The organism is Labrys methylaminiphilus subsp. lupini, from assembly GCF_051161885.1.
In the GTDB taxonomy this organism is placed as follows: Bacteria; Pseudomonadota; Alphaproteobacteria; order Rhizobiales; family Labraceae; genus Labrys.
The window spans coordinates 561,868-578,808 of record NZ_JBMDIH010000001.1 but is presented as its reverse complement, the minus strand read 5'-3'; the positions used below and the strand labels follow the sequence as shown (position 1 = coordinate 578,808).

The following is a 16,941-nucleotide window of genomic DNA, read 5'->3' as shown; positions in this document are numbered from 1 at the left end:
TACGACACTTGAGAGAGTGTCGGACGATCCGCAGCTTGGAACCACGACGCTTGCAGCAAGAAAAAGCGGACGGGGACGTCCGAGCTCGCGAAAATGGACCCTTCTCTCCTGGCTTATGACTGATTCTGGTCATAAGGTTGCCGGCCGGCAAAACAGGTATGGCAGCGAGGAGCCGCGGTGAAGGATAGCGTCAGGTCGGGACAGGAAGCAGGCTCGGCGGCGGGAGCCGGCGCGATCCTCTGGCTGATCGCCTCCGGAAAGGCGCGATCGCGTTCTGCCCTGATCGAAGCCTCCGGCCTGTCGCGCTCCACCGTGACCGAACGCCTCGCCGCCCTGTTCGCCGCCGGGCTGATCGAGGAAGCACCCGATGCGATGCCGAGCGGCGGCCGGCCCGCGCGCCTCATCCGACTGAACACCGCCTTCGGCGTGACGCTTTGCGCCGATATCGGCGAGAGCCATGTGCGCCTGGCCGTCACCGATCTCGAACCACGGATCCTGGCGGAAGCGGTGGGAAACATCGATATTCGCCGCGGCCCAGTGCCGGTTCTTGGCTGGATCGTCGAGCAGTTCCGAGCGCTGCTTGCTGAGATCGGGCGCGACAGCGGGGACGTACTCGGCATCGGTCTCGGCCTGCCGGCGCCGGTCGACCACGAAGGCGGCCGCGTCGTTGGCCCTTCCGTCATGACGGGTTGGGACGATTTCGAGATCCGCACCTGGATGCGCCGCCAATTCGACGCCCCGGTCGCGATCGAGAACGACGTCAATCTGATGACCTTGGCCGAATATCGTCGTTTCTGGCCCGGTGTCGGCCAATTCCTCTACATCAAGGCGGGAACCGGCATCGGCAGCGGCATCATCACCGATGGCCGTCTCTATCGCGGCGCCCAGGGCGCGGCCGGCGACATCGGCCATATTCAGCTCACCCACGCCCCCGCCCCGCTCTGCCGCTGCGGCAAACTCGGCTGCGTCGAGGCACGGGCCGCCGGCTGGGCCATCGCCCGCGATCTGCGGAGCCACGGTATCGAGGCCTCGGCCGCCCGCGACATCATCGCGCTGACCCAGGCGGGCGAGCCGGAAGCCGTGCGGCTGGTGCGCGAAGCCGGACGCGTGCTCGGCGAGGTGACCTCCGACGTGGTCAGCGTGCTCAATCCCAGCGTGATCGTGATCGGCGGCACGCTCGCACTGGCCGGCGAGGACCTGATGTCGGGCATTCGCGAGCTGGTCTATCAGCGCTCGCTGCCGCTGGCCACGCGCAACCTCACCATCGCGCCGGCCCAGTCCGATCTGCCCACCGGATTGCTGCTCGGGGCCGCCTTGCTCGTCATCGAAATGCAGACGCGCCTCGAAACGATCGAGCGCACCATCCTTCGGCATCAGCGCCCGCGCGCAGCCTGAAACTGCGCGACGACTTTTGAACAGACAAGAAGGGTCACCCCTCCCTTTGCGTCAATGTAAATTCATCAGAAATCAGACAAACAAAATCCGCGCCCTGAAGATTTTCATCTTCGAGGTATAATCTTCCACCATGCTCTCGATGCTGAAGAATTCATTGCGTTAAATACCGTGACAATACCGTGATTCCGGATTGATCATCCGGGATTTGCAAGTCGACAAACCTGCGCTTCCTACCCATCATTGCTGCCACTAAGGGGGATGCAATGACTGGAATTGTCGATCGCTTGCTGATCCTGCTGGCACGGGGAACGAGCCGCTTTCGCATCTGGTACCGCTGGCCCTTCCCTGTGAGCGTTGCCATCATGCTCGGCAGCCGGGGAATCTTGAGACAGAACAACCTCTTCGATACCGAGACGGCACCCGCGCGGCCCGACCCGGCGGATGGCTTCGACATTCTCCAGTTCCGCACGGCCGACGGCAGCTACAACGATCTCGCCCAGCCCTGGATGGGGCGGGCCAAGACACGCTTCGGCCGAAACGTCGCATTGAACAAGACCTATGGCGAGGTGGCGCCAACCTTGTACGAGCCCAATCCGCGGCTGGTCAGTTCCAGACTGCTGGCGCGCCAGGCCTTCGTTCCCGTACCGCATCTGAACGTATTGGCGGCGGCCTGGATCCAGTTCATGGTGCATGACTGGCTGAGCCACGGCACCAATCTGAAGGAAAATCCCCATCGCTTCGACGTCCCGGAGGGGGATGACTGGCCGGCCAGGACGATGGAGGTGCTGCGGACCCCGACGGATCTGACGGAGGCGGACCAGCCTGGACGGCCGGCCACCTACACCAACACCGAGAGCCATTGGTGGGACGCCTCGCAGATCTATGGCTCCAGCCTCGCGCTGCAGACCCGCATCCGCAGCGATCCCGCGACCGGCGCGATCCGTGCCGACGGCAAGATCCATCTCGACGAACACGGCCATCTGCCGGTCGACACCGAAGCCAAACAAGCGGGATCGGAACTGTCCGGCGTCAACGGCAATTGGTGGGTCGGCCTCTCCGTGCTGCATACGCTGTTCGCCCGCGAGCACAACGCCATCGTCGACCGCCTGCGCATCGACCATCCCGACAAATCCGGCGAATGGCTGTTCCAGAAGGCCCGTCTGGTCAACGCCGCCTTGCTTGCCAAGATCCACACGGCCGAGTGGACCCCGGCCCTGATGAACTCCCCGTCCGGCCGTTTTGCCATGCGCGGCAATTATTTCGGCCTGCTCGGCGAGACCTACAAGAACAGCTTCGGCCGTATCAGCGACGGGGAGATCCTGTCGGGCATCCCAGGTTCCCCCAAGAACCATCACGGCGCGCCCTATGCCATGACGGAGGAGTTCGCCGCCTGCTACCGCCTGCATTCGCTGATGCCGGACAGCTTTTCCTTCCGCCGTCACGAGGATGACGACGCCCTGTTCAAGCGCAACCTCACCGACGTCTTCGCGGGCAAGACCCGCACCGTCTACCAAGAAGCCGGCTTTCTCAACGTCGTCTATTCGCTCGGCACTTCCCACCCCGGCGCCCTGGTGCTGCATAATTTCCCCAACACGCTGAGAAGGCTCGACAAGAGGGTGGAGGAGAACATCTTCGTCGACCTCGCCGCCATCGACATTCTGCGTGACCGCGAGCGCGGCGTGCCGCGCTATTGCGAGTTCCGGCGCCAGATCGGCGCGCCGGTACCGCGCAATTTCGAGGAACTGACCAATGACACGACCTGGCGCACGGAGCTTGCCGAAGTCTACCGCACGGTCGAACAGGTCGACCTCCTGGTCGGCACCCTGGTCGAGAGTAATGCCCATAATGGTTCGCCGCCCGGCTTCGGCTTTTCGGACACGGCCTTCCGCATCTTCATCCTGATGGCCTCGCGCCGCCTCAAGAGCGACCGCTTCTTCACCGAGGATTTTCGTCCCGAGATCTATACGCCGGCCGGCTTCCGCTGGGTCCAGGAGAACTCGCTCCTCACCGTGCTGCAGCGCCATGCCCCGGAACTCGCGCCGGCCTTCACCGCGACGCGCAACGTCTTCTTCCCCTGGACCAAGGCGAGCAGGTGAGATGACCCGCCGCATCCATATCCCCTTGCTGATTGATCTTCTCGAGGTCGACGATGCCGCCACCATCGGTGCGATCGACCGGGATCCCCGTCTCGACCGTGCCTATGACAAGGCCGGCCCCTTGTTCAACCGGATGCTGGCCGGGCGGCTGACCCGGGTGTTCAGCATCGACGGGACCCTTCTGCCCACCATGCGCGGCCGCGACGACGCCGGACGGCGCGCGGCCCAGGCTGCCCTGGCCGACAGGCTGCGGCATGTCCTCCTGCCCGATCTCGCCGGTAACCATGCCCTGATCGCCTATGTGCGCGGCGACGTAACGCGCGACAGAGCGGGACCGGCCCTGCAGGCCCTGATCGCGCAGCAATTCGTTCCTGGCTTCACCCTGGACGATGCGGCGGCACAACGCCTCTGGGAAGCCGCGATCCGCTTCGATGCCACCGCGCGAACAGTCAATCCGCTGCGTTGGCTGCAGCAGGCCGTGTTCGGCACCCTGCATGCCGACAGGAACATCCTGGCTGCCGCGGTCGGACGCAATCCGGAGGCCATCCACGCCATCGGCATCGCCGTGCACAACATCATGGCGAGCCTCGACCGCCTGCGCGCCCTCCATGACGATAGCGCCAGCCGCCATGCTCTCGACGGCAAGGCGGCGGCGATGGCTTGCCTGGCGGCGCCTGATTCCGTGCTGCGCCAGGCCAAGGGCGTCGCCGACGTCCCGGGTGGCTCCCTGACGCATGGGACCCTGGTGCGCTTCAAACTCGCTCATGCGGCCGCGCGCACGCTCGACCCCGCCACCGCCTTTCAGTCGGCCTCCTGGAGCGCCTGCCCTGCCTCCGGCTTCGTGTTCAGGCTGCTGGAGCAGATCTGGACGCGAGCGCGCCGCTAAGCAGAGCTTCTGGGCGAGACCCACGGATGGGTCTCGCCCAGAAGCTCTGCAAATGTTTGATATCTTGCAGATTCCTCCTGATCGGGCCTGTGGCGCGATCAGGAGGAATCTGCCTGGAGCCCTTGCGCAGGAAAACATCGCCATGACCCAGGATCCGATCTTCACGCCGCTTCATTTCCGCAGCCTCACGGTGAAGAACCGCATCTTCCGCTCCAGCATTTCCGGGCGCTGGGACAATGAGGACGGCTCGCCCACCCAGACGCGTCTCAACTGGGAGAGCAAATTCGCCAGGGGCGGCATCGGCGCCATCATCACCTCCTTCGTGCCGGTGGCGATCGAGGGACGGATCGCAGCCAACTACGCCACCAATCATCGCGATGCCTTTATCCCGCTCTGGGCCCGCATCGCCGAAGCAGTCCACGTCCATGACTGCCGCTTCATCATGCAGCTCAGCCATTCGGGCCGGCAGATGGACGTACCCGGTGTCACCAACCAGCATCGCCCGGTGGCAAGCCCCACCAATGCGCGCGAGACGCTGCACGGCTTCCCGACCCAGGCGATGACCGCAGGCGAGATCGCCATCCTGGTCGAGAAATTCGGGAGAGCCGCCTGGCGGGCTCGGGAGGCAGGCTGCGACGGCGTCGAGTTGCATGCGGCCAACGGCTACCTCTTCACCCAGTTCCTCTCCTCCGGCATCAACGACCGCGCCGACCACTATGGCGGTTCGCTGCCCAACCGGGCGCGTTTCCTCCTGGAGGTCATCCGCTCGATCCGCAGCCATGTCGGCCGGGATTTCCATCTGCAGGTCAAGCTCTCCGCGGTCGATCGCAACAACGTCATTCCCTGGGAAAAGAAGGGCAACACCATCGACGAGACCATCGAGGTGGCGCGCTACTGCCAGACGGCGGGGGTCGATGCCATCCACGTCTCCACCGGCTCGCTGTTTCCCCACCCGCTCAACCCGCCGGGCGACCTTTCGCTGGAGACCCTGGCCGTCGTCTATGACGCCATGATCGCTTCCGGCCTGTACGGCCTGCGCAATTTCCTGCTGTTCCGCTACCCGGCTTTGCGCCCGATCTTCCGCTGGCTGTGGTTCCGCATGAAGAAGGGCCATGGCATCGAAGGCATCAGCCTGGAGGAGGCGCGCCAATTCAAGCAGGCCCTTGCCATCCCGGTGCTGGTCACCGGCGGCTTCCAGACGGCCTCGGTGGTCAGGCAGGCCCTGACCTCGGGCCAGTGCGACGGCGTGGCGATCGCCCGTTCCCTGATCGCCAACAACGATCTGCCGCAGCAATGGCAGGCGGGGCACGACCGCCCCGCCAATCCCTGCACCTATTGCAACAAATGCCTGGTCAATGCGGCCAAGAACCCGCTGGGTTGCTACGAGGAACAGCGCTTTCCCGACCGCGACGCCATGCTGGCCGCCCTCTACTCGATCTACGCGACGAAGCCCAATCTGGTCATTCCCGGCATGGAGCCGTCCAGTTCGAGCCTTGCTCCCGCACCGGCCAACGCCGCCCGAACCACGAGAAAGCGCAACACCCCTCACCCCGTTTCATGAGCCGATCGGAGGCTGCTGCCCGAACACGGCCAAGGAAAAGCGCGATGCCGCAACCCTATTTCGTCACCGAAGTCGAGCGCCAATTGGCGCAGCGCCGCCGGAAATGGCAGCCGGTGCGGCTCGTGCTCATCGCTGCCCTGGTGACAGTGTTCTATCTCGCTTTGACGGCCGCCATTCTCCTCACCCGCAACGACACGCCTGTTTATGGTGAGGCGATCGAGCATTTCAAATATGGCTCGATCGGCTCGGAGACGGAAAGCGGCATCCCCTACCGGGTCTGGCAAGCCCTGCCTAGGATGTTCCCGGATGCCTTCGAAAAGCGCGACGACTACAGCGCCTTCGGCTTCCTCTATGAAAAGGACGCCCTGGGGCGCCAGCGGGACCTGCCCATCGGGGTCTCGCGGAGGACGGTACGCGGCGTCGACATGGTCTGGCTCAACTGCGCCGTCTGCCACACCGGCACCTACCGCATAAGCGCTGATGCCCCCCGCATCATCGTGCCGGCGATGCCGTCCAACAATTTGCAGTTCGAGCGGTTCGTAAGCTTCGTCCTCTCGACCGCAGCCGACGAGCGCATGGCTCCGGACACGCTGATTCCCGCGGCCGAAGCTGCCGGCCATCGCTTCGGCGCGGTCGAGAAGGTCGCCTGGCGCTATCTCGTGCTGCCCAGCCTGCGCGAGGGCCTGATCGCTCGGCATGCAAGGCTCGAATCGCTGCTGGCCCACCAGCCCGACTGGGGCCCCGGCCGGGTCGATACCTTCAATCCCTACAAGGTGGTGCAAATGAAGGTCCCCGCCGCGACACTGACGCCGGCCGAGGTGATCGGCGCCGCCGACTTCCCGGCGGTCTTTGAACAAGGGCCGCGTGAGGGCATGCATCTGCATTGGGACGGCAACAACACCTCGCTGGCCGAACGCAACCTTTCGGCCGCGCTCGGCGCCGGCGTCACCCCCGAGACGGTCGACCATGCCGCCATCAAGCGCGTTGCCGACTGGCTGCTCACGCTCAAGCCGCCGCCCTCCCCCAACCAGCCTGAGGCCGGAGCCGTTGCGCGGGGCCGCGCCACCTACAAGGCTGCCTGCAGTTCCTGCCACGGCGAGCAGGATCCGGCAGGCTACCAGTTCCGGGGCGACGCGATCGGCAAGGTCGATCCGATCGCCAGCCTCGGCACCGACAGGGCCCGCCTCGACAGCTACACGCCGGCCTTCCGGCAAAGGCAGCTCACCGAACTGTTCGCCGGCACGCCCTATGCCTTCAGATCCTTCGAAAAGACAGACGGCTATGCCAATCTGCCGCTCGACGGCCTGTGGCTGCGCGGGCCCTACCTGCACAACGGTGCCATACCCACGCTGAAGGACCTGCTGGCGCCGCCCGCCCAGCGTCCGGCTGCTTATCTACGCGGCAGTGACGTGGTCGATCCCGTCAATGGCGGCTTTCTCTCGCCGCCCTGCGATCCCAAGGCCCCGCCGCCGGCATCCGGCTTCTGCTTCGATACCGCCAAGCCTGGCAACGGCAAGGATGGCCATCTCTACGGCACGGATCTGCCCGCATCCGCCAAATCGGACCTGCTTGCCTATCTGCTCACCTTCTGACCGGGAGAAACCCGCCATGACCGATCAGACTCTCACCCTCGGATGGACCATGGCGCAGGCCGCCAGGGCCCTGCGCAGCTACCGGCTCGTCCTCGGCTTCAACATGGCCGTGCATGTGCTGATCGGGCTCGCCTGCATTCTCTGCCCCGGCTGGGTTTCGCAGATGGCGGGCCTGCCGGAAGCCATGCCGGTGGGCTGGGAACGCGGCTGGGGTGCAACGCTCCTGCTCGTCACCGCCTTGTATGTCCCCGGCTGGTACAGGCCGCTGATTGCCCGGATGCCCAATCTGATCGGCATCGCGGGCCGCCTGTGGATGGCGCTGATCTGGCTCCTCTGCGGCGGCGGCTTCCTGTGGTTCGCGCTGTTCGACGGTTTTTTCGCCGTGGTGCTCGCCTTGCTATACCGGCGCCTGCTGATCAGCCAGCTGATGACGCGTCCCTGATGCCGGATCCGGACTCCACGAGCGGTGCCGGCGCTCCCCTTTAAGTTCGAGGCCGCCAGGGCCATATCACAGGCGGGAATGCGGCCCCGGCCCGCCATGCTCGGGATTGCTCCGCCATGGCGTTTTGATGATTCAGGGGCATCGCGGATCGCAAAACGCGGCGGAACCAAGAGCCAGAGCAAGGAAGCGCTTACGCCTCGATCTGCTCGGCTCCGGGAGTATCGCCATGAACCCCATCACCCTGTTCGCCACGAGTGTCCTCGCCCTGGCTGGCGCCGGCTCGGCCTATATCGGACAATACTGGCTCGCCGGCCTCCTGTTCCTGCTCGCCCTCATCGTCGCCGCCTCCCTTAAAATGGCCAACACCTGGCAGAAATTCGTGGTGCTGCGCGCCGGCAATCTGCAAGGCGTCTACGGCCCCGGCCTGTTCCTGATCATTCCGGTCATCGACAATGTCGTCGCCGTGATCGACGAGCGCATCCAGACCACCGCCTTCAATGCCGAGCAGGCCCTGACGCGCGACACCGTGCCCGTCAATGTCGACGCTATCATCTTCTGGCATGTGCATGATGCCCAGAAGGCAGCGCTGGCGATCACCCATTACCGCGAGGCGATCGATCGCGTGGCGCAGACCTCGTTGCGCGAAATGATCGGCGCCGCGATGCTGTCCTCCCTGCTGTCCGATCGCAAGGCGGCCGATGAGCGCCTGCGCGCCGTCATCGGCGGCAAGACCGCCGAATGGGGCGTCACCGTAATGTCAGTGGAGATCCGCGACGTCGCAATCCCAGTGGCCCTGCAGGATGCGATGTCGCGCCAGGCCCAGGCCGAGCGGGAAAGAGAGGCCCGCGTCATTCTCGGCTCGGCGGAAGCCGAAGTCGCCAGCAAGTTCGTGGAAGCGGCCGAAACCTATGCCAACCATCCGGCCGCCCTGCAGCTCAGGGCCATGAACATCATTTACGAGACGACCAAGGAACGGGGCGCGACCATCCTGATCCCGACGTCCATGGTGGACAGCCTCAATCCCGCCTCGGCCCTGGTCCTGGCGAACCAGGGTTCGCCGAGCCCGCTGAAGAGCGTGGCTTGAGAGGGATCGGGTCAGGCGGCGGACTCGCCGCCTTTCGGCCCCCAGAAAATCACCCAGGTCTCAAAGTCTTCGCTGAAACTCTCGAAGCGATGCTCGAGGCCGGCCTCGATGAAGATCACATCGCCCGGCGCGAAGGCTCGCAACTCGCCGGCCTTGGAGAAGGTGCCATTGCCGGCAATCACGATATAGAGCTCGTCCTGTCCGTGCGGCGTCTGCAGATCACGGCCGACGGGCTTGTAGAGCTCCACCGTCATCGAGCCGTGCGCCATGCCCGTGAAGAACGGCTTGCCATCGCCGCCCAGATTGTCGCGGAAATAGGAAAGGGGCTTGAGCCAGTCCATCGCCCTATTCCGCCGCTTCGTTCTGCGCCAGATTGTCGAGGCTCTGGATGATCAGGTTTGCGAGCGCATCGGCCAGCGAGGTCTGCTCGCGCCAATTGCGCACCAGGCCGATCTTGCAGGACGGCAGCGGGGGGAAGCCGTCGGTGGGGCCGAGGACGCGCATGCCGGGCTTCAGCGCGCTTTCGGGCAGCACGGAGACCGCAAGGCCGGCAAGGACCATGGCGCCGACCGCGGTGGAATTCCAGCTCGAATAGAGCACGCGATAGCTGCGATTGATCGTTTCAAGCTTTTCCTGCGCCGCCTGCCGCCAGCCGCAGCTCGCTCGGCCGAGCGCAAGCGGCAGCGGCGTCTCGGTATGGACCTGATGCCGGCTTGAGGTCACCCAGAGCAGGCGTTCGTGCCGCACGAATTCGGCCGCCCCCTTGTGCTCGACATGGGTGATGATGGCAAGGTCGAGATCATTGGCGTTGATGCGATCAATCAGCATCGGTGTCGGCTCACAGACGATCGTCACCTCGACCCGGGGATTGGCCTGCGAGAACCGCGCCATGATCTCCGGCAGATAGCGATCGGCGTAATCGTCGGGAATGCCGATGCGGACGCGCCCGGTCAGTTCGTTCTGAGAGAAGGCGCAGACCGCATCCATGTTGAGCTTGACGATGCGCCGGGCATAGTCGAGCAGCTTGTCGCCGTCTTCCGTCAGCTTGGAGGCTCGCCCGTCACGCTCGAAGATCGGCTTGCCGATGCGCTCCTCCAGCCTCTTCATCTGCATGGAGACGGCCGATTGCGTCTTGAAGACGATGTCGGCGGCTCGGGTGAAGCTGCCCGTTTCGGCAATGGCGATGAAGGTCCTGAGCTGATCGATATCCAACAGCACGGCCATGGCACCCTCCCCTCGAACAAAGCGCGTTCCGCCCTACATCGCCTGAGGTGCGTGCCTCGCTGAGCCATCGAGGGTACGATAACAATCGCTTATGCTGAACATTAGAAACATTCGTTGGATTGATCAATACCAATGTTTCATAGTGTTACCGTTCAGTATTGGTGATGAGTTGAGCGGTCCATCCGGGAGCGCAGCATCACCGGCCGCCCGATGGAGAATCCGATGAACAGCGTTGTCGTCAACAGCCAGTCTTCCTCTCTCGTCTCGACCCTCGTCGAGATGATGCGCGCTGTGTTCGGCAAGGTAACCCGTCTCGCCGTCGCGCTTCACAATCGCCGAGAAATCAATCAGTTGGCCACTGCGGATGCGGCGATGTTGCGCGATCTCGGCTTGACGCCGACCGATGTCGAAGGTGCCCTGTCGCAGCCGCTCTGGCGCGACCCGTCGGCTCAGCTCGTCGCTGCGCAAATGGATTGGCGCAGTTCGGTCAAAGCCGCCAAGCATGACAATTTCGTCGGTCTGCACGTCTGATGCATGACCGGCACGACTTCTGGCCGCTTCCCCTGCGGCAGAACGCCCCGGAAGCGTGACTTCCGCACCTCAGCCCGCTTCGCCTGAAGCGGGCTTTTTCATGTCACATCCGCTACTTCTTGCCGAACCAGGTTTCGAGCAGCGACTGCATCGCCTCGGCCTGCGCCTTCTGGATCTGGCTGCCCGCTTCGAGCATCTGATCCATCACCGCCGTCGCATCGTTCTTGGGAGCAGGTGCCGACATCGGCGCCAGGAACGGCGCCCACAAGGCCGATAGGGCGCTGTTATCGAACCAGGGCGCCGGTTTGGCCTGAGGGGGCTGGAAGGCCCGCATCATCGCATCGAACATCTCGCCCAGCGGATGGCTGGGTGCCGGCGGCACGGCCGCCCGCGCCAGGCCGCTGACCAGGATGGAGGCCAGGGACGGCAGCATGGCTGAGATCACTGGGGCGGCGACACCGCTCTGCAATGCGGCAAGCTGGGATAGCGCCTTGGTCATCTCGGACGTGCCGAACAGAGCGGCCATCACGCGCTGGCCCTGCTGAGTCGCCTGTTGGGTGAAGGCCAGCGCGGCGTCCTGGAAGCTGTCGACCTGCGGCACGCCCGACAGGCCGAAGAAATCAGGCGGTTCGGACGCCGTCTTCGCCTTCTCCACCTCTCGCTTCAGACCGAGCGAAAAAGCCGGCATCAGCGCCTCGGCGGCCGCCAGGGCCTGCTTCTGGCTGAGCTCGAAATGGCGGGCCAGATTGTCGATCGCCTGCCCGTTCTGTGCGGTGTTCAATAGATCGAAGAGTGTGTTCATGCCGCTTCCCATTCCACCGCCGTTGCGGCTCTCAGACCTGTTCGGGAATCTTGAGCCACCGCAGCGAGCGATAGGCCCACCATACACCAAACACGCCGAAGATCACCGCGCCAAGCCCCTGCCCGGCCAACGCCCCCTCCGCTCCCCAGTATTTTGCGCCGAGCATGGCAAAGGGAATGGTTCCCAGCGTGGCCTTGCCCCAGTTGGACAAGGTCGCGGCAAGAGGAAAGCCGAGATTGTTGAAGGAAGCGTTGGCAACGAAGAGCAGCCCGTGAAAAACCCACGATCCCGCCGCGAACAGGCAGAAGAAGGTGATGAGCTGGGCGGCCTGCGGATCGACGATGTTGAACAGGCGGATCACCAATTGGTGGGCGGCCGCCAGCACCGCCCATACCAGCAGGGCATAGAGGGTGGTGAAGGTGAAGGCATCGGTCAGGGCACGGCGCACCCGGTCGAGCCGCCCGGCACCGTAATTCTGCCCGAGAATCGGCCCGACGACGCCGGAGAGCGAGAAGATGCCGCCGAAGCAGAAAGCGATCAGGCGCCCCATCACGGCATTGCCTGCCACGGCGCCGTCACCGAAGGGAGCCAGCACGGCCGTCATGTAGCCATTCGCCACGGGGGTGGCGAGATTGGCGAGCATGGCCGGGCCGGCGATCGCCATGATCGGCTTGGTATCGGCGAGCGCCCCGCGCAATGACAACCGGCCGACCAGATCGTGGATGCGGGAGGCGCCATACCAGCCGACCCAGACGGTAACCAGCCGCGAGATCACGATCACGATCGCCGCCCCTTCGACACCGAGGCCGAACCAGAGGATGAAGATCGGATCGAGAATCGCCGCAGCGATAGCTCCCGACAGGGTGACATACATCGCCCGCTTGGCGTCGCCGACCGAACGCAGCACGCCGGAGAGTGCCATGCCGCTGCCCATGAGCACGCCGCTCGGCACGCTGATCTGGAGGAAGATGGTGGCAAGCTCCAGGGTGCGGCCAGTTGCCCCCAATTGTGCGAGCAACCAGGGAATCAGCGGAAAAGCGATCGCAGCCACGCCGGCATTGATCAGGATCATCCAGACCAGGATGGAAGCACCGTAACGCCGCGCCAGTTCGCGATTATGGGCTCCCAATGCGCGCGAGCACAGAGCGCCCGCCGAGATCATCACGCCGATGCAGATCGAGGTCGCCAGAAACAGCACCGCCGCGCCATAGCCGACCGCCGCCGTCGCCGCAGTATCGCCGAGATGGGCGATGTACCAAAGGTTGATGAGGTCGACGGCGAACACCGACATCAGCCCGATCGAGCCCGTCGTGGTCATCACCACGACATGACGCATGATCGAGCCGGTCACGAACTTTGCCGTCGGGGACAGGGAGGCCGGCTGCGCCGGCGCCTCGGCGGGCGAGGCGTCGTCGTCGGCTTGAGGATGGCGCATTTTCAGTCCAGTTCGAACGGACAGGCTGCCCGAAGCGGCTCGCAGCGGCGGGTCGGCCCTGCCCTTTGCCCGTGGCCGGGCGGTCAGGGCTTCGATATAGGCCGATATCCCACGGTGGGAAACCCCAATCCTTTCGCCCCTTCTCGCGCCCCTCGCCACAAGCGGCCCGACGCGGTAGCCTATTGTCAAGCGGAACGCGGACGGTTGGACATCCGTTTCGATCGGCCACATTCTGTAGGGACTTCAAATCTTTGCGGGCCTCGCCAGGCTCACGCCTTTTAGGGGCGAAGCTGACGAATCCTGCCTGGCTGGGAAGCCACGCCATGATTGCGCAAGAACCGATCGCCGACCTGCCGACCCATCAGGTGACCAACCAGGTCCCGCCTCTGCTCGACTACAATCTGTTCGAGAGCGATCCCGGCCTGCAGGCCGCTTTGGAGCGCGAAGGCGCTGGCTGGGCCCGGGACGCCGCAAGCGCCTTCGGGGCGTCGATCGGAAGCGCCGATGCCATCGCCCTCGGCGAGGCGGCCGGCCGGCATACACCCGAGCTGCATCGTTTCGACCGCTTCGGCCAGCGTATCGATCATGTCGAGTTTCATCCCGCCTATCATGCCCTGATGGCCAGTGGGCTGGAGGCCGGCATCCACTCTTTGCCCGCCTCCGGGCAGGCCGGAGGCTTCGTCGCTCATGCCGCATTCGAATATATGCTGACGCAGATCGAACCCGGCGTGTGCTGTCCGATCACCATGACCGGCGCCAGTCTGGCCGTACTGCGCCAGGCTCCCGATCTTTATGCCGAATGGGGACCTCGCATCCTGGCGAACGCCTATGATTCCCTGTCCCGGCCGGCGGGTGACAAGGCGGCCGCGACCATCGGCATGGCGATGACGGAAAAGCAGGGCGGCTCCGACGTCAGGGCCAATACCACGCTCGCCAGGCCTGTCGACCAGGATCTCTACGAACTCACCGGGCACAAATGGTTCTGTTCGGCTCCGATGTCGGATGGTTTCCTCACTTTGGCCCAGGCTCCCGGTGGGTTGAGCTGCTTCTTCACGCCGCGCTGGCGGCCGGATGGCCGGCGCAACGCCATCTTCATCCAGCGTCTCAAGGACAAGCTCGGCAACCGCTCCAACGCCTCGGCCGAGATCGAATATGCCGGGGCCCTGGCCTGGCGTATCGGCGAGGAGGGCCGCGGCGTCGCCACCATCATGGCCATGGTCAACCAGACCCGGCTCGATGCCGCCCTGGTCTGCGCCGGCATGATGCGCCAATGCGCGGTCCAGGCGGTGCATCATGCCGCCCATCGCCGAGCCTTCGGCAAGCTCCTGATCGACCAGCCCTTGATGCAGCCGGTTCTCGCCGACCTCACGATCGAGGCGGAAGCCGCCACCATGCTGGTGATGCGCGTCGCCCGCGCCTTCGACGGGGATAGCCCGGAAGAGAGCGCATTCGCGCGCATCGGCGCCGCCATTGCCAAGTTCTGGGTGACCAAGCGCCTGCCCAATCTGAGCTACGAGGCGCTGGAATGTCTCGGGGGCAACGGTTTTGTCGAGGAAGGTCCGCTCGCCCGCTTCTATCGCGAGGCCCCGGTCAATGCGATCTGGGAGGGCTCCGGCAACGTCAACGCGCTCGACGTACTGCGCGCACTCGGCCGTGAGCCCGCGACCGCCGAGGCCCTGCGCGTTGAACTGGAAGCCGCGCGCGGGTTGGATCGGCGCTACGATGCTTTCATCACAGCCATCGAGGCAGGAATGCGGGCAGATGGGATGCAGGAAGTGCTGGCCCGTCGCCTGGTCGAAGACCTGGCCCTGGCGCTGGAGGCTTCATTGCTGCTCCGCCACGGCCCCCCAGCGATGGCTGAGGCTTTCGTGGCGGGCCGTCTCAATGGTGGCATGCGCGGCTGCTACGGAGCCCTGCCCACCGGCTTGAGCCTGCAGCCGATTCTGGATCGTGCGAGAATCTGAGTCATGCCGGGCCCGCCGGCATTCTCGAAATTTGGTAAACGCCCCGAAAACCGCACGGCCCGGCGGTCCGCCGGGACAATGACCGGGTGCCTTCCGACTTCACTTCAGCTTGTCGAAACCTTCGCCGAAGCCCTTCAGGGTCAGGGGAATGCCGATTCCCTCTTCCGGGGTCTGGAAGATGATGAAGGTGGCTTCCTTGCCGGTGCGCAGCATGCCGATCTGGGAATCGTCGAGCACCACGTCGGCCAGGCAGCCCGTCGGCAGGCAGCGCACGAAGGCGGCGCGGCCGACATCCTTGCCGTCGATCTTAAGGCCAAGGCCGGAAGGCAGCAGCACGCCGAGCGGCGCGATCACCCGCAACAGCCGGCTCTTCTGGTCAGCCGTGCGCAGCACCAGCACCGACAAGGCCACGTTCGGACGATCGGACGCCGTGACCGCCTGCACCAGGGCGCATTGCTCCTGCTGGGCGCCGGGCGGGGTATCGCAGCGCACCTGCCAATTGTCGTGCGTGGAGCGCAGCACGCCGAGCTGATCGGTCTGCTGCGCCACGGCGGGACCGCCGAGCACGACAGCTGCGAGCAGGCCCGCCAGGGAGAGGCCGGCGGTGCGACGCGCCATAGCCGCAAGGCCTCGAGCCGCAAGACCTCGGGCCGCAAGACCTCGGGCCGCAAGAGCATGGTCCAGCATATGTGCCAACAAGTTACATCCTCGCCGAATCAGGGCCCGCGGGCCCGGTTTGGATTTCAGCCGCGACGGGTAGCAGACGGGTCCTGCCTGTCAAGCTTAGCGCCGCGACGGCGTCCGACCCAGGTTGACCGCACATCATGGCGCTTTCGCGCCCAATTGCCGCACAAACCGGGGCTGTCGAACCATTGCGATGCGCTGTGGATTATGGTTTTTGAGTGACCGTGTGCTTTACATGAGTTCCAATCCGTGAAATCTGCGCGCCAGATAGTTTTGCGCGATTGGCGCTCCCGACCGGTAACGAGCCAGGTGGCGTACTACGTGCCGTATCGGCTGCGTCGTATCGGCGGGGAATTGGAGAGAAGGCGGATGGCTTTCCAGGCTAGGAAGAAAATGGGCGGGGTGGCACTGTCATCGCTGCTGTGGGGCCTCATGATCGGCACGGCCTTCGCCGAAGAGCCAGCCAAGGGCGGCCTCGGCGAGCCGCAGCCCTGGCAGATGGGCCTGCAGGAACCCGCCACGCCGGTCATGGAATATATCAACTGGTTCCATACCTATGTGATGTGGTTCATCGTTCCCATCACCCTCTTCGTGATGGTCCTGCTGCTCTATGTGATCGTCCGCTTCAACAAGAAGGCCAATCCGGTCCCCTCCAAGGTCACGCACAACACCATCCTCGAAGTGGCGTGGACAGTGCTGCCGATTCTGGTGCTGGTGTGTATTGCCCTGCCTTCGTTCAAGCTCCTCTATATGGAGGAAGTGATTCCGAAGGCCGACCTGACCATCAAGGCGACCGGCAGCCAGTGGTACTGGGATTACGAATATCCCGACAATGGCGACATTTCCTTCTCGTCCACCATGGTGCGCGACTTGCCGATGACCGACCCGCTGCGCCTGCTCAAGGTCGACAACGAGGTCGTCGTGCCCGTCAACAAGACGGTGGTGGTCCAGGTCACTTCCAACGACGTCATCCACTCCTTCTCGGTGAACTCCTTCGGCATCAAGGTTGACGCCATTCCCGGCCGACTGAACCAGACCTGGTTCAAGGCAACGCGCGAAGGCATGTATTATGGCCAGTGCTCGCGCCTGTGCGGCCGCGACCATGCCTTCATGCCGATCGCCTTCCGCGTGGTGAGCGACGAGGAATTCCAGAAGTGGGTGGCCAGCAAGAAGACTGCAATGAACGCCGCCGCCCCGGACAAGGTCGCAGCCGCGACCTCCGTCGTAGTACAGTAACGGCCTGAC

General features: G+C 64.6%; 15 protein-coding genes. 10 read left to right on the top strand and 5 right to left on the bottom strand.

The features are described 5' to 3' along the window. Nucleotides 1-177: 177 nt before the first annotated feature. The 7 genes from ACN6KF_RS02590 to ACN6KF_RS02560 all read left to right on the top strand — a co-directional run bounded on the left by ACN6KF_RS02590 (nt 178) and on the right by ACN6KF_RS02560 (nt 9,056). Nucleotides 178-1,395, top strand: coding sequence for an ROK family transcriptional regulator (locus tag ACN6KF_RS02590; protein WP_434955331.1), 1,218 nt, complete (start codon nt 178-180; stop codon nt 1,393-1,395). A 263-nt stretch (nt 1,396-1,658) separates the two neighbouring features. After that, a complete protein-coding gene (locus ACN6KF_RS02585; RefSeq protein WP_434955330.1) occupies nt 1,659-3,491 on the top strand; it encodes a peroxidase family protein in 1,833 nt (610 codons plus the stop codon). Between the two features lies 1 nt (nt 3,492). Beyond that, on the top strand, nt 3,493-4,377 hold the full coding sequence (locus ACN6KF_RS02580; RefSeq protein ID WP_434955329.1) for a hypothetical protein: 885 nt from the start codon (nt 3,493-3,495) through the stop codon (nt 4,375-4,377). Between the two features lie 142 nt (nt 4,378-4,519). After that, a complete protein-coding gene (locus ACN6KF_RS02575; RefSeq protein ID WP_434955328.1) occupies nt 4,520-5,938 on the top strand; it encodes an NADH:flavin oxidoreductase in 1,419 nt (472 codons plus the stop codon). Nucleotides 5,939-5,982: 44 nt separating this feature from the next. After that, nucleotides 5,983-7,530, top strand: coding sequence for a c-type cytochrome (locus tag ACN6KF_RS02570; protein WP_434955327.1), 1,548 nt, complete (start codon nt 5,983-5,985; stop codon nt 7,528-7,530). Nucleotides 7,531-7,546: 16 nt separating this feature from the next. Further along, nucleotides 7,547-7,972: a hypothetical protein gene (locus ACN6KF_RS02565; protein ID WP_434955326.1), complete on the top strand. Its 426-nt coding sequence runs from the start codon at nt 7,547-7,549 to the stop codon at nt 7,970-7,972. A 226-nt stretch (nt 7,973-8,198) separates the two neighbouring features. Beyond that, nucleotides 8,199-9,056, top strand: a complete 858-nt coding sequence (locus ACN6KF_RS02560) for a slipin family protein (protein ID WP_434955325.1) — start codon at nt 8,199-8,201, stop codon at nt 9,054-9,056. A gap of 11 nt (nt 9,057-9,067) precedes the next feature. On the opposite strand, the gene ACN6KF_RS02555 is transcribed toward ACN6KF_RS02560, so the two are convergent. Both ACN6KF_RS02555 and ACN6KF_RS02550 read right to left on the bottom strand, forming a co-directional pair. Next, entirely contained in the window at nt 9,068-9,397 is a 330-nt protein-coding gene (locus ACN6KF_RS02555; protein ID WP_434955324.1) for a cupin domain-containing protein, read from the bottom strand. 4 nt (nt 9,398-9,401) lie between these two features. Then, complete coding sequence (locus ACN6KF_RS02550; protein ID WP_434955323.1) at nt 9,402-10,280, bottom strand: LysR substrate-binding domain-containing protein; 879 nt, start codon at nt 10,278-10,280, stop codon at nt 9,402-9,404. A gap of 222 nt (nt 10,281-10,502) precedes the next feature. Here ACN6KF_RS02550 and ACN6KF_RS02545 point away from each other — a divergent pair, with 222 nt between their 5' ends. Further along, nucleotides 10,503-10,811, top strand: coding sequence for a DUF1127 domain-containing protein (locus ACN6KF_RS02545; protein WP_434955322.1), 309 nt, complete (start codon nt 10,503-10,505; stop codon nt 10,809-10,811). Between the two features lie 112 nt (nt 10,812-10,923). On the opposite strand, the gene ACN6KF_RS02540 is transcribed toward ACN6KF_RS02545, so the two are convergent. Then, the gene (locus tag ACN6KF_RS02540; protein WP_434955321.1) at nt 10,924-11,613 is read right to left on the bottom strand and encodes a DUF937 domain-containing protein; all 690 of its coding nucleotides are present in this window, start codon (nt 11,611-11,613) and stop codon (nt 10,924-10,926) included. A 31-nt stretch (nt 11,614-11,644) separates the two neighbouring features. Then, complete coding sequence (locus ACN6KF_RS02535; protein WP_434955320.1) at nt 11,645-13,048, bottom strand: MATE family efflux transporter; 1,404 nt, start codon at nt 13,046-13,048, stop codon at nt 11,645-11,647. Between the two features lie 323 nt (nt 13,049-13,371). Between ACN6KF_RS02535 and ACN6KF_RS02530 the strand changes: the two genes are divergently transcribed. Continuing rightward, nucleotides 13,372-15,012, top strand: coding sequence for an acyl-CoA dehydrogenase family protein (locus ACN6KF_RS02530; protein WP_434955319.1), 1,641 nt, complete (start codon nt 13,372-13,374; stop codon nt 15,010-15,012). 99 nt (nt 15,013-15,111) lie between these two features. On the opposite strand, the gene ACN6KF_RS02525 is transcribed toward ACN6KF_RS02530, so the two are convergent. Continuing rightward, nucleotides 15,112-15,630: an invasion associated locus B family protein gene (locus ACN6KF_RS02525; RefSeq protein ID WP_434955318.1), complete on the bottom strand. Its 519-nt coding sequence runs from the start codon at nt 15,628-15,630 to the stop codon at nt 15,112-15,114. Between the two features lie 459 nt (nt 15,631-16,089). Between ACN6KF_RS02525 and coxB the strand changes: the two genes are divergently transcribed. Next, on the top strand, nt 16,090-16,932 hold the full coding sequence (coxB, locus tag ACN6KF_RS02520) for a cytochrome c oxidase subunit II (RefSeq protein WP_434959599.1): 843 nt from the start codon (nt 16,090-16,092) through the stop codon (nt 16,930-16,932). Nucleotides 16,933-16,941: the final 9 nt, after the last annotated feature.